The organism is Streptomyces sp. ID05-39B (genome assembly GCF_033794725.1).
In the GTDB taxonomy this organism is placed as follows: Bacteria; Actinomycetota; Actinomycetes; order Streptomycetales; family Streptomycetaceae; genus Streptomyces; species Streptomyces bobili.
This window is the reverse complement of the sequence record NZ_JARGEF010000004.1, coordinates 100,946-113,996: the sequence shown is the minus strand read 5'-3', so window position 1 is coordinate 113,996 and position 13,051 is coordinate 100,946. Positions and strand designations below refer to the sequence as shown.

The 13,051-nt window shown below is 71.3% G+C and carries 13 protein-coding genes; 5 read left to right on the top strand and 8 right to left on the bottom strand.

Annotated elements, in window-relative coordinates; all coding sequences use genetic code 11:
• Positions 1 to 172: 172 nt before the first annotated feature.
• A complete protein-coding gene (locus tag P1P75_RS02470; RefSeq protein WP_319251340.1) occupies positions 173 to 901 on the top strand; it encodes a GntR family transcriptional regulator in 729 nt (242 codons plus the stop codon).
• Here P1P75_RS02470 and P1P75_RS02465 read toward each other — a convergent pair.
• Together P1P75_RS02465 and P1P75_RS02460 are read right to left on the bottom strand one after the other, a co-directional pair.
• Positions 871 to 1,638 (bottom strand): class I SAM-dependent methyltransferase, encoded by a 768-nt coding sequence (locus tag P1P75_RS02465; protein ID WP_319251338.1) that lies wholly within the window; start codon positions 1,636 to 1,638, stop codon positions 871 to 873. The two genes, P1P75_RS02470 and P1P75_RS02465, sit on opposite strands and share 31 nt — an antisense overlap.
• Positions 1,639 to 1,643: 5 nt before the next feature.
• Positions 1,644 to 2,213 carry a PadR family transcriptional regulator gene (locus P1P75_RS02460; protein ID WP_319251336.1) on the bottom strand — a complete coding sequence of 190 codons (570 nt, stop codon included), beginning with the start codon at positions 2,211 to 2,213 and terminating at the stop codon, positions 1,644 to 1,646.
• Between the two features lie 70 nt (positions 2,214 to 2,283).
• On the opposite strand from P1P75_RS02460, the gene P1P75_RS02455 reads away from it, so the two are divergent.
• Positions 2,284 to 2,676: a nuclear transport factor 2 family protein gene (locus P1P75_RS02455; RefSeq protein WP_319251334.1), complete on the top strand. Its 393-nt coding sequence runs from the start codon at positions 2,284 to 2,286 to the stop codon at positions 2,674 to 2,676.
• A 62-nt stretch (positions 2,677 to 2,738) separates the two neighbouring features.
• Here the strand turns inward: P1P75_RS02455 and P1P75_RS02450 are convergent, their stop codons facing one another.
• Positions 2,739 to 3,677, bottom strand: coding sequence for a hypothetical protein (locus tag P1P75_RS02450; protein ID WP_319251332.1), 939 nt, complete (start codon positions 3,675 to 3,677; stop codon positions 2,739 to 2,741).
• 453 nt (positions 3,678 to 4,130) lie between these two features.
• On the opposite strand from P1P75_RS02450, the gene rho reads away from it, so the two are divergent.
• From rho to P1P75_RS02435, 3 genes are read left to right on the top strand one after another with little or no spacing between them, the layout of a single operon-like run.
• Positions 4,131 to 5,273 (top strand): transcription termination factor Rho, encoded by a 1,143-nt coding sequence (gene rho, locus P1P75_RS02445; RefSeq protein ID WP_319251330.1) that lies wholly within the window; start codon positions 4,131 to 4,133, stop codon positions 5,271 to 5,273.
• Positions 5,274 to 5,308: 35 nt separating this feature from the next.
• Entirely contained in the window at positions 5,309 to 5,605 is a 297-nt protein-coding gene (locus tag P1P75_RS02440) for a hypothetical protein (protein WP_319251328.1), read from the top strand.
• Positions 5,602 to 6,786, top strand: a complete 1,185-nt coding sequence (locus tag P1P75_RS02435; protein WP_319251326.1) for a D-alanyl-D-alanine carboxypeptidase — start codon at positions 5,602 to 5,604, stop codon at positions 6,784 to 6,786. The genes P1P75_RS02440 and P1P75_RS02435 overlap by 4 nt, the downstream gene beginning before the upstream one ends.
• A gap of 258 nt (positions 6,787 to 7,044) precedes the next feature.
• On the opposite strand, the gene P1P75_RS02430 is transcribed toward P1P75_RS02435, so the two are convergent.
• The 5 genes from P1P75_RS02430 to P1P75_RS02410 all read right to left on the bottom strand — a co-directional run bounded on the left by P1P75_RS02430 (position 7,045) and on the right by P1P75_RS02410 (position 12,797).
• Complete coding sequence (locus P1P75_RS02430) at positions 7,045 to 7,983, bottom strand: glutaminase (protein WP_319251324.1); 939 nt, start codon at positions 7,981 to 7,983, stop codon at positions 7,045 to 7,047.
• Between the two features lie 47 nt (positions 7,984 to 8,030).
• Positions 8,031 to 9,443, bottom strand: a complete 1,413-nt coding sequence (gene aspA, locus P1P75_RS02425; RefSeq protein ID WP_319251322.1) for an aspartate ammonia-lyase — start codon at positions 9,441 to 9,443, stop codon at positions 8,031 to 8,033.
• 180 nt (positions 9,444 to 9,623) lie between these two features.
• Positions 9,624 to 10,640: an asparaginase gene (locus P1P75_RS02420; protein ID WP_319251346.1), complete on the bottom strand. Its 1,017-nt coding sequence runs from the start codon at positions 10,638 to 10,640 to the stop codon at positions 9,624 to 9,626.
• 43 nt (positions 10,641 to 10,683) lie between these two features.
• Positions 10,684 to 12,123 carry an amino acid permease gene (locus P1P75_RS02415; protein WP_319251320.1) on the bottom strand — a complete coding sequence of 480 codons (1,440 nt, stop codon included), beginning with the start codon at positions 12,121 to 12,123 and terminating at the stop codon, positions 10,684 to 10,686.
• Positions 12,120 to 12,797, bottom strand: a complete 678-nt coding sequence (locus tag P1P75_RS02410) for a FadR/GntR family transcriptional regulator (RefSeq protein ID WP_319251318.1) — start codon at positions 12,795 to 12,797, stop codon at positions 12,120 to 12,122. The genes P1P75_RS02415 and P1P75_RS02410 overlap by 4 nt, the downstream gene beginning before the upstream one ends.
• Positions 12,798 to 13,051 lie beyond the last annotated feature (254 nt).

The following is a 13,051-nucleotide window of genomic DNA, read 5'->3' as shown; positions in this document are numbered from 1 at the left end:
AGTTTTTTTTGTTTTTTTTTTTTTTTTTTAGGGAATAAAGGGGAAAATTGATTTTTGCGTTTTTGTGTGTTGGGGGCGGGTTGTGGGTGTAAGGAGCGGTGTTGGTTTAGACCAATGCTAGATCTGGTGACGAACACGCCCGCACGGCACGTCACCACAGGAGGCGCGCGGCATGGCCCGCACCATCCCCCTTGATCAGCCCCTCTACTGGCGCATAGCGAAGGAGTTGCTCGGCGAGCTGCACGACGGCACCATCCCGCCCGGCGAACGCCTGCCCGCGGAAAGGCAGTTGGCCGAGCACTTCGGAGTCAGCCGGGTGACCGTCCGACAGGCGCTGGAGGTGCTGCGCCGTGACGGACTGGTCGCCACCGACCGGCGCGGCAGCCACGCCGTCCTGCCGGGAGCGCCGGTCGCCGACCCGGCCTGGCTCGCCTTTCCCGTCGGCTCCCGGACCGCGGACGACGCCTGCGCGGTGGACCTCACCGCGCTGAGCTGGGAGCCGCCGCCGCCCGAGCACGCCACCGCACTGGACCTCGCCCCGCACCGGCCGACGCTGGTCCACCGCTACCGGTCGACGGGCGCGGACGGACGCCCCCTGCGTACCGCCGTGACGTCCTTCTCGGCGGTGGCACTGGCCGAGGTCGACGAACTCGCCCGCTACCGCGACCGCGCGGACACCACCGGCTCCCCGCAGCTCCGGCGCGTCTACGACTGGATGCGCCGGGCCGGACTGACCCTGCACCACCGGGACTCCATCACCCGCCCGGACGGCGCCCCGTCGATGCGGGTGACCCGGCACGTGCACGACCAGTACGCCCGGCCGCTGGAGATCACCGACCTGGTCGTGGAGACCCGGCAGGAGGTTCTGGTCTACACGTTCACCCTGCCGGCGGCCGACTGACCCGGTCCGCGTCGCTCCGTGCGGCGCGCCTCGACCATCCGCACCCGCGGGCTTCCGTCGCCCCGCCTGCCGAACTCGGGCAGGGCGTGCAGGTCCACCCGGAACCCGGCGCGCTCCAGCTCCCGGCGGACCTCGCCCAGCCGGAAGGCCCGGTAGTACATGACGAAGGGGGGACGCCACACGGCGTTGCGGACCCGCATGACGGCGTCGAAGCCGAGCAGCATCCAGAACGCGGGGGACGACGGCCGGGGCGGCGCGAGCACCGGGAACGCGAACCGCCCGCCGGGCCGCAGCGCCTCGTGCACCTGGGCGAACAGGCCGGGCAGTTCCTCCGGCAGGAAGTGCCCGAACGCGCCGAAGCTGACGACGAGGTCGAAGGCGTCCGTGAACGGCAGGGCACGCGCGTCGGCCCGCACCAAGGACACCCGCGGCTGCGGCGGGCGGGCCCGTCCGCGCGCGATGTCGAGCATCCCGGCGCTGAAGTCGACGCCGGTGACGCTGCTTCGGCAGAGCGTGGCCAGCGCGTCGACGCCGGCGCCCGTGCCGCAGCACAGGTCCAGGCCGTCGTCGTAGGGGCCGGTCCGGCGCAGGGCCGAAACGACCGCGTCGAGGACGGGGGCGGGGGTGCGGAAAGGCGTGTGGTCGAACTTCGGAGCCAGCAGGTCGTAGCCGTGTTCGACGGACGACAGGGCCTGGACGGCGAGTTCGCGCAGCGTGGGTCCTTCGGGGCTGAACATCGGCGTCAGCCTACGGCGGTACGCCGCCGCAGGTGCAGCAGAACCCGTTCGCACCAGCGCAGGTTCTCCTCCTCGAAGGCGATGCCGGCCATCAGCGTCAGGTAGGGGCCGATCCGGTCGGCCTCGCGCAGGAACTCGTCCTCGGTGCGCCCGGCGAGGAGACGATCGCGCACCCGCAGATAGCGGTCGAGCTTGCCGCGGGCCCAGCTCCGGCGTTCCTCGATCTGCGCGCGGGTCGTCTCGGGGTCGACGCCGACGCCGTCCATCGCCTGGATCTTGATGAGGAGTTCGTCCCGGATGGCGGTGGGCCTGCGCGGCGGTGCGGCGGCGAAGGCGTGCAGATCCTCGCGGCCGGCCTCGGTGAGGGTGAACATCCGCTTGTTCGGCCGGCGTTCCTGCCGCACGACCCGCGCCTCGATCAGGCCGTCCTGGGCGAGTCGCTCCAGCTCGCGGTAGAGCTGCTGCGGCGTCGCGGGCCAGAAGTTCGCGAGGGAGACGTCGAAGACCTTGGACAGTTCGTAGCCCGAGGCCTCACCTTCCAGGAGGGCGGCCAGGACGGCGTACTTGAGCGACATGTGGACACGGTAACAGCAGGTGATTATTGTCATCCACACCTAGTCAACTTATTGAGTATGAGGTGATCGGATGCGCGCGTTCCGAGAGGCGGTCGAGGCCGGCGATCTCAAGGCCGTGGAGGCCCTGCTCGCCGAGGACGTGGAGTTCACCAGCCCCGTCGTGTTCAAGCCCTACACCGGCAAGGCGATCACGGCGGCGATCCTGCGCGCGGTGACGGAGGTCTTCGAGGACTTCCGGTACGAGCGGGAACTCGCCGGTGCCGACGGCCGCGACCACGCGCTGGTGTTCAGCGCGCGGGTCGGCCGGCGGGAACTGAGCGGCTGCGACTTCATCCATGTCGACGAGGACGGGCTCATCGACCGGCTCACGGTGATGGTGCGGCCCCTGTCGGGGGCGCACGCGCTGGCCGAGGCGATGGGGGCGCGGTTCGAGCGAATCACGCAGGAGGCCCAGGCGCGCTGAACACACCGGTGGCCGGCCCAGGGGCGAAACCCCGTGAGCCGGCCACCGTGTGTGCGCGGGCGTCAGTCCTTGAGCTGGTCCAGCGTGGCCTTCGAGTCCGTCTTCAGCCAGTCCTTCACGTCGTCGAGCGACGGCGGGTCCTTGTCGTCGTCATCGTCGTAGGAGGACAGGTAGGCGCTGTAGCTCATCGTGTACGTCGTCCAGCCGTCCCGTACGGCGAGCGTGGCGTAGAGGGAACCACTGGTGGAGCTGCTCGTGGTGGTGTCCTCGCTGACCAGGTAGGCCTCTTCACCGAGGTTCTCGACGGTCTCCACGTCGTAATCGGGGTATCTCTCCCCGTAGTTCTTCCACATGGCCGTGAACTCCGGCCCCGGGTCGGACTTCCGGTGCAGGTCCACCTGCGTGGAGAGGTAGGCGTCGGCGTAGCTCGACCCGGTCTTCTTGAGGTTGATGCTGCAGTAACTCTCGTCGAGAGCCGGATCCTTGAGTGCGTTGTGGGTCGGCGAGCCGTCGTTGTCCGGGTACTCCGTCTCGAAGGAGGAGTAGTCCGTGCTGGAGCAGAGGTTCGCCGGCGCCGTGTAACCGCGCAGGTCCGCGTCGGCGCCCTTCCCGCCGATCAGGAAGACGCCCGCCGCCCAGGCCGCGGAAGCGACGACCGCGCCCACGGCCACCCACAGCACCGCTCGCCCGGCCCCGCCTCCGCCACCGGACGGCGGCGGGGGAACCAGCGGATACGGTCCCTGCCCGCCGTACGGATATCCGGCCGCGGGCTGGCCCGGCTGGCCCGGCTGGCCCGGCTGGCCCGGCTGGCCCGGCTGGCCGACCAGGGTCGGGGTGGCGTAGAAGTTCTGCTGGCCCGGCACGGGCGCGGCGGGCGGCGGGTAACTCGCCGCCGATCCTGGGCCCGGCGACTGCGGACTCGGATACGGATACGCACTCGGCGGAGCCGGCGCCCCGGACGGCTGCTCGGGTTCCTGCGGAGGCTTGGGCGGCGTGGACATGACGTGAAGATAGTGCAGCGTAGGAGGTCAAGTCCGCTGTCCGCCCGGATCGTTATGGTCTGGGGACATCTGGCACCGATCCATGACACTCCGGTCCGGGCCAGGAGAGGCCCGACACCGGAACAGCCAGGGACGGTCCCGTGTTGAGGTAGGTGGAAGCACCGTATTCCTCGCCATGACGGCGACGTGGGTGTTACGCTTCCCCACAGCATCTGTGTACGCCCCCGTTTCGGGGCGCCGGTGCGGTTCCTCTCCCAGTTCGCTGTTGCGCCCGTCGATCCCGGTCGGTGCGCCGGCTCTTCCGCAGAAACCTCGTGAGCAGCGGTTCTCCGTGGCCGAGGTCCTGCTTCCCCACCGCCGGAGGCGCGCGTACACCGCCCCTCCCCCTCGCGGATCCACACCCCCTTCCTTCGTATGTCTCATGCCTTCCGTCCTCGAAAGGACCGGCCCACCATGACCACCACACTCGAACACCCGCCTGTCCGGCAGCAGCCCCAGCCCCAGCTCGTCACCGGTGTCCTCGACATCGACGGCAACGGGAAGGGGCACCTGCGCGCCACCGACTGCCTGCCCGCCCCCGACGACGTCCAGGTCTCCCCGGCGCTGATCCGCCGATTCGGCCTGCGCAAGGGCGACTTCATCGAAGGGAGGCACGACGCCCGGCGCTCCCTGACCGACGTGGCGCACATCGACGGACGTACCCCCGACGCGCTGCGCGGGCGCCGTCACTTCCGTGACCTGACGCCCCTCCACCCGCACGAGCGCCTCCGCCTCGAACACCCGGCGGCCGGGCTCGCCGGACGGGTCGTCGACCTGCTCGCGCCCGTCGGCAAGGGACAGCGCGGGCTCATCGTGGCACCGCCCAAGACCGGCAAGACGGTTCTCATCCAGCAGCTCGCCGCCGCCGTCGCCGGGAACCACCCCGAAGCCCGGCTGATGGTGCTGCTGCTCGACGAGCGCCCCGAGGAAGTCACCGACATGCGCCGCTCGGTACGCGGCGAGGTCTACGCCTCCACCTTCGACCAGGCCCCCAGGCAGCACATCGCGCTCGCCGACCTGGTGATCGAACGGGCCAGGCGGCTCGTCGAGGCGGGCGAGGACGTCGTGATCCTGCTGGACTCCCTGACCCGGCTGTGCCGCGCCCACAACAACGCCGCCGCCGCCGGTGGCCGCACCCTCAGCGGAGGCGTCGACGCCGGCGCGCTCATCGGACCGAAGCGGTTCTTCGGGGCCGCGCGCGCCGCGGAGGAGGGCGGCTCGCTCACCATCCTCGCCAGCGCGCTGGTGGAGACCGGCTCCCGTGCCGACGACTTCTACTTCGAGGAGCTCAAGGGCACCGGCAACATGGAGCTGCGCCTCGACCGTGAACCGGCATCGCGCCGCGTCTTCCCGGCCGTCGACATCAACACCTCCGGCACCCGCCGCGAGGAACTCCTGCTCTCCCCCGGCGAGTTGACCGCCTCCCGCGGCCTGCGCCGCGCCCTCCAGACCCGGGAGGGCCAGGCCAACCTGGAAACCCTGCTGGAGCGGATGCGCGCGACGCCGGACAACGCGACGTTCATCCGCCGCATCCAGCCGACCCTCCCGGCCGCCTGATCCCCCGCCGCTGCAAGGTCCCGGCCGGGGGTGCCATGACGGAGCGGGACCGGTACGACGACAGCGACCACGGCGACGCCGCCCGGCGCGCGGAGCGGGCCACGCGGTGGGGCCGGCGTGTCATCGGGAGTGTCACCGGACTGCTGGGCTGCGCGCTGATCGCCGCGGTCTGCTTCCTGCTCGCCGTCGCCCGCGCCCTGGCCGTGGCGGGCATGGATCAGCAGGCGGGCGCGAGGGCACGCCCTCGCATGCGGCATCCGGGTGCACGCGGCCCCCTGTGCGGCACGGGCAGCGCGGCGAAGGCCCGCTTCATTCTTACGTTGATCATATGACGATCGGATTCTCTTCTCGGGCCGTCGCGTCGGCCTGCGTGCTCTGTGCGGCGGGCGTCCTGGCCCTCGGGCCCGCGGCGCCCGCCGCTCCCGCCGGGGCGGACCACGGTCCGGCCGGCGGGCCGCACGCGACTGCGCCGCGCCCCGCCCTGCTGTACCGCTCCGGTACGCAGGTCCGGCCACGCCCCGGAGCACCCGGCGTCCCGGCCGTCTCCGCGCTGTCGTGGCTGGTGGCCGACGCCGGTACCGGCGACGTGCTCGCCGCGTCGAACGCGCACCGCAAGCTGCCTCCCGCCAGCACCCTCAAGACCCTGTTCGCCCTCACGGTGCTGCCCGTGCTGCCCGGAGGCATCCGGCACCGGGTCTCCGAGGCGGAGCTGACCGGCATCGGGGCGGGCAGCAGCCTCGTCGGAGTCGCCGAGGGACGCTCGTACCGGGTCTCGGACCTGTGGCACGGGGTGTTCCTCAACTCCGGCAACGACGCCGTGCACGTGCTGGCCGCGCTCAACGGCGGCTGGCGCACCACGGCCGCCCGCATGCAGGCCAAGGCCCGCTCCCTGGGCGCCCTGGACACACGCGTGGTGTCCCCGGACGGGTACGACGCCCCCGGCCAGGTGTCCTCCGCCTACGACCTCGCGGTGTTCGGGCGGGCCGGGCTGCGCAACCCGGACTTCGCCCGGTACTGCGCCACCGCCGAGGCCCGCTTCCCGGGGCGCGACGGAGGGACGTACGGCATCGTCAACACCAACCGGCTGCTCAGCGGGACGGACGGGGTCGCGCGGTACCCCGGGCTGGTCGGCATCAAGAACGGCTACACGAGCAACGCCGGCAACACCCTCGTGGCCGCCGCCCGGCGGGGCGACCGCACGCTGGTCGTGACGGTGCTCAATCCGCAGGCCGGCGACGGCTTCGCCGTCTACGAGGAGGCGCGCGAGCTGCTCGACTGGGGGTTCGGGGCCGCCGGGCGGGTCGACCCCGTGGGCTCGCTGGACGCGCTCCGGGCGCGGCCGAGGCCCGGACCGCAGGCGACGCCCGTGACGGCCGCGGCGGTCGCCGTGTCCGGCCACGACGACGCGCCCGGCTGGGCGGAGGCGGCCGTCGTCGTGGGCGCCGCCGCGCTGGGCGGTGCCTCCGTCGCCCTGGTGCTGCGGCTCCTGGGCCGACGCCGTTCGGCGGGTTGACCCACCGGCAGCCGTAGCAGCAGGCCCAGCGTGATCCAGGTGTAGAGGTTGCCGCCGAGGAAGCCGTCGATGCCGCAGGCGTCGTCGAACCAGAGCCACACCACGCGCGTGCACAGCACCGCGCCCGGAGATCGACGGGAAAGCTCTGGCCAACACTGGGTCAGAGGGTCAACGCCAGGTGGCCGGCAAGCGACGTGGCCGCCTCCGGGAGGCGTCATGGGCGTCACCGCCGTGTGCGTGCGTGTTCCGGGGCGGCGCTCAGAAGACCGACAGGCCGGTCAGCGTCGTGAAGCGGTCCAGGGCGGCCACGCCCGTCACCGAGTTCCCGCGTTCGTCCAGGCCCGGACTCCACACGCACAGCGTGCAGCGGCCCGGTACGACCGCGATGATGCCGCCGCCCACGCCGCTCTTGCCGGGCAGTCCCACGCGATAGGCGAACTCGCCGGCCGCGTCGTAGGTGCCGCAGGTCAGCATGATGGCGTTGACCTGCTTGGCCTGGCTGCGGCTGAGCAGGCGGCTGCCGTCGGCGCGGACGCCGTGGCGGGCGAGGAAGCCGGTGGCCAGGGCGAGGTCGGCGCAGGAGGCGGTGACCGAGCACTGGCGGAAGTACTGGTCCAGGAGGGCCGGCACCGGGTTGTCGATGTTGCCGTAGGAGGCCATGAAATGGGCGAGGGCGGCGTTGCGGTCGCCGTGCGCGGACTCGGAGGCGGCCACGTCGAGGTCGAAGTCGAGCGCCGCGTTGCCACTCTCGGCCCGCAGGAAGTCCCGCAGTGCGCCCGCCGCGTCTCCGGTACGGGTCTGGAGGCGGTCGGTGACGACGAGGGCGCCCGCGTTGATGAACGGGTTGCGGGGGATGCCGTTCTCGTACTCCAGCTGGACCAGCGAGTTGAACGGGTTGCCGGAGGGTTCGCGGCCGACGTGCTCCCAGAGTTCGTCGCCCTCGCGGGCCAGGTCCAGGGCGAGGGTGAAGACCTTGGTGATGGACTGCGTCGAGAAGGGTTCCTGCCAGTCCCCCACCCCGTACACCGTGCCGTCCAGCTCCGCCACGGCCATGCCGAAGCTGCGGGCGTCGCGGGCGGCGAGCGCCGGGATGTAGTCGGCGGGGCGGCCGCGGCCGGGGGTGCGGGCCATCTCCTCGGCGATGCGCTCCAGGACCGGCTGGAAGGTGAGGGACGACGTCGTTGTCATGATCACCATTGTGCCTCCGGGCCGGTCGTGGCGCGTCGTCGCAGGTCGGGGACGGGTCAGGCGAAGGACGAGCCGTTGCCCGCGACCACCTCGGGGCGCAGCAGGGCGGCGAGCCGCTCGGCGGGCAACAGGCCCTTCTCCAGGACGAGTTCGGCGACACCGCGGCCGGTGACCAGCGCTTCCTTGGCGATGTCGGTGGCCGCGGTGTAGCCGATGTGCGGGTTGAGGGCGGTGACCAGGCCGATGGAGTTCTCCACGCTGGCGCGCAGCACCTCGGTGTTGGCGGTGATGCCGGTGACGCAGCGCTCGGCGAGGGTCAGGCAGGCCGCGCGCAGGTGGGTGATGGACTCCGACAGGGAGTGCAGGATGATCGGCTCGAAGGCGTTGAGCTGGAGCTGCCCGGCCTCGGCGGCCATGGTGATGGTGACGTCGTTGCCGATCACCTCGAAGGCGACCTGGTTGACGACCTCCGGGATCACCGGGTTGACCTTGCCGGGCATGATGGAGGAACCGGCCTGCACCGGCGGCAGGTTGATCTCGCCGAGACCCGCGCGCGGCCCGGACGACAGCAGGCGCAGGTCGTTGCAGCTCTTGGAGAGCTTCACCGCGATCCGCTTGAGCACGCCGGACATCTGGACGAAGGCGCCGCAGTCCTGGGTGGCCTCGACGAGGTTCGCGGCGGTGACGAGCGGCAGGCCGGTGATCTCGGCGAGGTGGCGGCGGGCCGACTCGGCATAACCGACGGGCGCGTTGAGGCCCGTGCCGATCGCCGTGGCGCCGAGATTGATCTCCTGGATCAGTTCGACGGCCTCGGCGAGGCGGCTGCGGTCCTCGTCGAGCATGACGGCGAACGTGGAGAACTCCTGCCCGAGGGTCATCGGGACGGCGTCCTGGAGCTGGGTGCGGCCCATCTTCAGCACGTCGCGGAACTCGACGGCTTTGCGGGCGAAGGCGTCCTGGAGGACGGCCATGGCCTTGAGCAGCCCGTGCACCGCGAAGACGGTGGCGACCTTGACGGCGGTCGGGTAGACGTCGTTGGTCGACTGGCCGAGGTTGACGTCCTCGTTGGGGTGCAGGTACCGGTACTCGCCCTTGGCGTGGCCCAGCAGCTCCAGGGCCCGGTTGGCGACGACCTCGTTGGCGTTCATGTTGGTCGAGGTGCCCGCGCCGCCCTGCACCACGTCCACCACGAACTGGTCGTGCAGCTTGCCCGCCCGTATCTCACGGCAGGCGGCGACGATCGCGGCGGCCTTCTCCGGCGACAGCAGCCCCAGCTCCTCGTTGGCCAGGGCGGCGGCCTCCTTGACGGCGGCGAGGGCGTCGATCAGGTGCGGGTAGGCGGAGATCGTGGTGCCGGTGATCGGGAAGTTCTCGGTGGCGCGCAGGGTGTGGACACCCCAGTACGCGTCGACGGGTACGTCCCGGTCTCCGAGCAGATCGTGTTCGCTGCGGCTGACGACGACAGTCATGAGGGTGCGGCCTCTTTCCGAGGGGCGAGGGTGTTGGTGGTGCGGGGAGACCGACCGGGTCTCGTCCGGCCTGGCGAGACCGGGAGGGCGGATGCGCGGGGCCGGGCGGGGCGCCGTTTCGCCGATGCGGCGCCGGGTGCGACGTACCGCATGCCGCCAGGACGCCTCCCCCACCGCATGTCAGGCGCAGGCCGGCTCGGTGACCGGGTCCAGCGCGCGTACCGTGCGGATGCTGCCGACGGGTTGGCCGCCGCCGAGGAGGGGCTCGCCCGCGAAGGGGGTGAGGAGGGCGGGGTCCACTCCGGCGCGGACGAGCGCGGCCGCGGTGACGGGGACGCGGGCCCGGTCCGCGCCGTCGGAGATCTTGACGGCGACAGCACGGCCGTCGGGGAGTGCGGCGACCTCGACGCCCTCGAAGCCGTCCTTGGCGAGCAGGCCGGGGACGGCCCGCATCAGGGCGGCGACGTCCCGGCCGGAGCCGGAGGCCATCTCGGCGTGCTCGCGCATCGCGTCCGCCACCCGCGCCTCGGGGGTGCCGGGCACGGCGGTGGTGACACGGGCTGCGGCACGCGCCAGACCGTTGAGGGAGACGGAGAACAGCGGCGCGCCGCACCCGTCGACGGTGACGCGGGCGATCCGCTGCCCGGTGAGGTCCTCGACGATCTCGGCGATCGCCTGCTGGAGCGGGTGGCCCGGATCGAGATAGCCGTCGAGGGACCAGCCGTTGAGCTTGCAGGTGTACAGCATCGCCGCGTGCTTGCCCGAGCAGTTCTGGGCGAGACGGGACGGCAGGCGGCCCTCGCGTGTCCAGAGGTCACGGACGACCGGGTCGTACGGCAGGTCCGTGACGTTGCGCAGGTCGTCCTCGGTGGCGCCGGCCAGTTCGAGGATCCGCCGGGTCCCGGCGAGGTGGCGCTCCTCGCCGGAGTGGCTGGCGGCGGCGAGCGAGAGCAGTTCGCCGTCGAGCGGGAGCCCGGCACGGACCATGGCGACTGCCTGGACGGGCTTGAGCGCGGAGCGCGGGTAGAAGGCGACCTCGATGTCACCGAGCTGGAAGTCGACCTCGCCGTCCGTTCCGAGGACGACGACGGAGCCGTAGTGGACGCCCTCCGTCACCCCGCCGCGGACGAGGTGGGCGACGGGGGCGTGGAGGGGTTCGCGGATCGCGGGGGCGTCGGCGAGGGAACTGCTGTACATCATGGCCTGGTCACTGGTGAGTGGGCGAGGGCCGGCGGCGGGTTCACGCGTCGGCCTTGGAGGAGGTGCGTGCGCGGCGGACGCGGATGGCGTACCAGCCGGCGACGAGCGCGGCGACGATCAGCGGCAGGCACAGCACGGTGGTGCGTCCGGCGCCGCCGTCGGCGTACATGAGGACCAGGACGGAGGCGAGGAAGGCCAGCGTCAGGAGTTCGGTCCAGGGGGAGCCCGGCAGTCGGTAGCTCGGTCGGGTCAGTTCGCCCTTCTCGGTCTTCTGCCAGAACAGCAGGTGACAGATCATGATCATGCCCCAGGTGGCCAGGATGCCCAGCGCCGCGAAGTTCAGGACGATCTCGAAGGCGTCGGCGGGGACCACGAAGTTGAGGCCGACGCCGAGGACGCAGACGCCGCTGGTGAGCAGGATGCCGCCGTAGGGGACCTGGGTGCGGCTCATCTTCGCGGTGAACTGGGGTGCCGAGCCGCTCACGGCCATCGAGCGCAGGATGCGGCCGGTGGAGTAGAGGCCGGAGTTGAGGGAGGACATCGCCGCCGTGAGGACGACGAGGTTCATCACGCCGCCCGCGGCCGGGATGCCGATGTTGGACAGCACCGTGACGAAGGGGCTCTCTCCGGACGTGTACTTGTTCCACGGGAGCAGCATCGACAGCAGGAGGACCGAGCCGACGTAGAACACGCCCACGCGCCACATGATCGAGTTGATCGCCTTCGGCATGATCTGCTCGGGATTCTCGGTCTCACCGGCGGCGACGCCGACCAGTTCGACCGAGGCGTAGGCGAAGACGACGCCCTGGACGATCAGCAGCATGGGCAGCAGGCCGTTGGGGAAGATGCCGCCGTGGTCGCTGATCAGCGACGGGCCGGGGGTGGTGCCGTCGACCTGGTGCTGGGTGACCAGCAGGAAGATGCCGATGCACATGAAGATCACGAGCGCGCTGACCTTGACGATCGCGAACCAGAACTCCAGTTCGCCGAAGATCTTCACCGAGATCAGGTTCACCGTGAGGACCACGGCCAGGGCTATCAGCGCGATCACCCACTGGGGCACGTCGGAGAACATGCCCCAGTAGTGGGTGTAGGTCGCCACCGCGGTGATGTCGGCGATGCCGGTGGTGGCCCAGTTCAGGAAGTACATCCAGCCCGCGGTGTAGGCGCCCTTCTCCCCCATGAACTCCCGGGCGTACGAGACGAAGGCGCCGGAGGACGGGCGGTACAGGACGAGTTCGCCGAGGGCGCGCACCACGAGGAAGGCGAAGATGCCGCAGACCGCGTAGGCGATGAAGAGGGAGGGGCCGGCGTCGGCCAGGCGGCCGCCGGCGCCGAGGAAGAGGCCGGTGCCGATGGCGCCGCCAATGGCGATCATGTTGACGTGCCGGTGTTTGAGGGACTTGCTGTAGCCCTCGTCTCCGGCGTCGACGTGACGGGGCGAGGGGCGCGTCTCGTCCTTGAGGTGCTGTTCGCTCACGCCTCGGGTCCGCCTTCCAGGGGGGAGTCCGTGCGCGGGGAGCGCACGATGTCGGTGAGGGTGGTCTCGACGCGGTCGAGGTGGTGGCTCATGGCCTCCACGGCGTCGGACTCGGAACCGTCGATCAGCGCTTCGACGATGGCCCGGTGTTCGCGGTTGGACTGCTCGCGCCGTCCGCCCAGCTGGTTGAGGAAGGTCGACTGACGCGCCAGTGCGTCGCGGATCTCCTCGATGACCCGGCGGAACACCGGGTTCTGGGCTGCCTCGGCGACGGCCAGGTGGAAGAGGGTGTCCATCGCGACCCAGGCGGTGGTGTCGGTCTCGCGTTCCATCCGGTCCAGGAGGTGGGCCAGGTGGTCCAGGTTCTCCGGGGTGCGGCGGGCGGCGGCGTACCCGGCGACCGGGATCTCGATGTGGCGGCGCACTTCGAGCAGGTCGCTGGCCGCGTAGTCGCCGAAGGTGGGGTCCTCGACGGTGCTGGCGACGACGAAGGTGCCCTTGCCGGTCCGGGAGACCGTCAGGCCCATGGTCTGGAGGGCGCGCAGGGCTTCCCGCAGGACGGGCCGGGAGACCTCGAGGGTGCGGCACAGTTCCGCCTCGGAGGGAAGCTTGTCCCCGATGGCGTAGTGGCCGTGCTCGATGGCACCGCGGAGGTGGGCGAGCACCGCTTCCATCGCACTGATGCGACGGGGTGCCGGGCCACCTGTCTGGCTGTCTGACAGGTTCACGGGAGTGATACTCCGGGTGGCCGGAGGTCGCTGTCAAGGCGAGTGAAAGGAAAAATTCAGCCAGAGTCCAGAGTGAAAGCGGGTTTCCCGCCTCCGCCCTGGTCAGCTGTCTCCGCAGGGGGTCGGCCGCCGGTGCCGTGGGGGGCGCCTCGGCCGGGGTCGGCCGCCCGCGCCCGGGGTCGGCCGCCGCACCGGAGCCG

Excerpts from the sequence above, each read along its gene's own strand:
- P1P75_RS02470 (WP_319251340.1), top strand. The coding sequence starts at position 173 with ATGGCCCGCACCATCCCCCTTGATCAGCCCCTCTACTGGCGCATAGCG.
- P1P75_RS02465 (WP_319251338.1), bottom strand. The coding sequence starts at position 1,638 with ATGTTCAGCCCCGAAGGACCCACGCTGCGCGAACTCGCCGTCCAGGCC.
- P1P75_RS02460 (WP_319251336.1), bottom strand. The coding sequence starts at position 2,213 with ATGTCGCTCAAGTACGCCGTCCTGGCCGCCCTCCTGGAAGGTGAGGCC.
- P1P75_RS02455 (WP_319251334.1), top strand. The coding sequence starts at position 2,284 with ATGCGCGCGTTCCGAGAGGCGGTCGAGGCCGGCGATCTCAAGGCCGTG.
- P1P75_RS02450 (WP_319251332.1), bottom strand. The coding sequence starts at position 3,677 with ATGTCCACGCCGCCCAAGCCTCCGCAGGAACCCGAGCAGCCGTCCGGG.
- rho (WP_319251330.1), top strand. The coding sequence starts at position 4,131 with ATGACCACCACACTCGAACACCCGCCTGTCCGGCAGCAGCCCCAGCCC.
- P1P75_RS02440 (WP_319251328.1), top strand. The coding sequence starts at position 5,309 with ATGACGGAGCGGGACCGGTACGACGACAGCGACCACGGCGACGCCGCC.
- P1P75_RS02435 (WP_319251326.1), top strand. The coding sequence starts at position 5,602 with ATGACGATCGGATTCTCTTCTCGGGCCGTCGCGTCGGCCTGCGTGCTC.
- P1P75_RS02430 (WP_319251324.1), bottom strand. The coding sequence starts at position 7,983 with ATGGTGATCATGACAACGACGTCGTCCCTCACCTTCCAGCCGGTCCTG.
- aspA (WP_319251322.1), bottom strand. The coding sequence starts at position 9,443 with ATGACTGTCGTCGTCAGCCGCAGCGAACACGATCTGCTCGGAGACCGG.
- P1P75_RS02420 (WP_319251346.1), bottom strand. The coding sequence starts at position 10,640 with ATGTACAGCAGTTCCCTCGCCGACGCCCCCGCGATCCGCGAACCCCTC.
- P1P75_RS02410 (WP_319251318.1), bottom strand. The coding sequence starts at position 12,797 with ATGGAAGCGGTGCTCGCCCACCTCCGCGGTGCCATCGAGCACGGCCAC.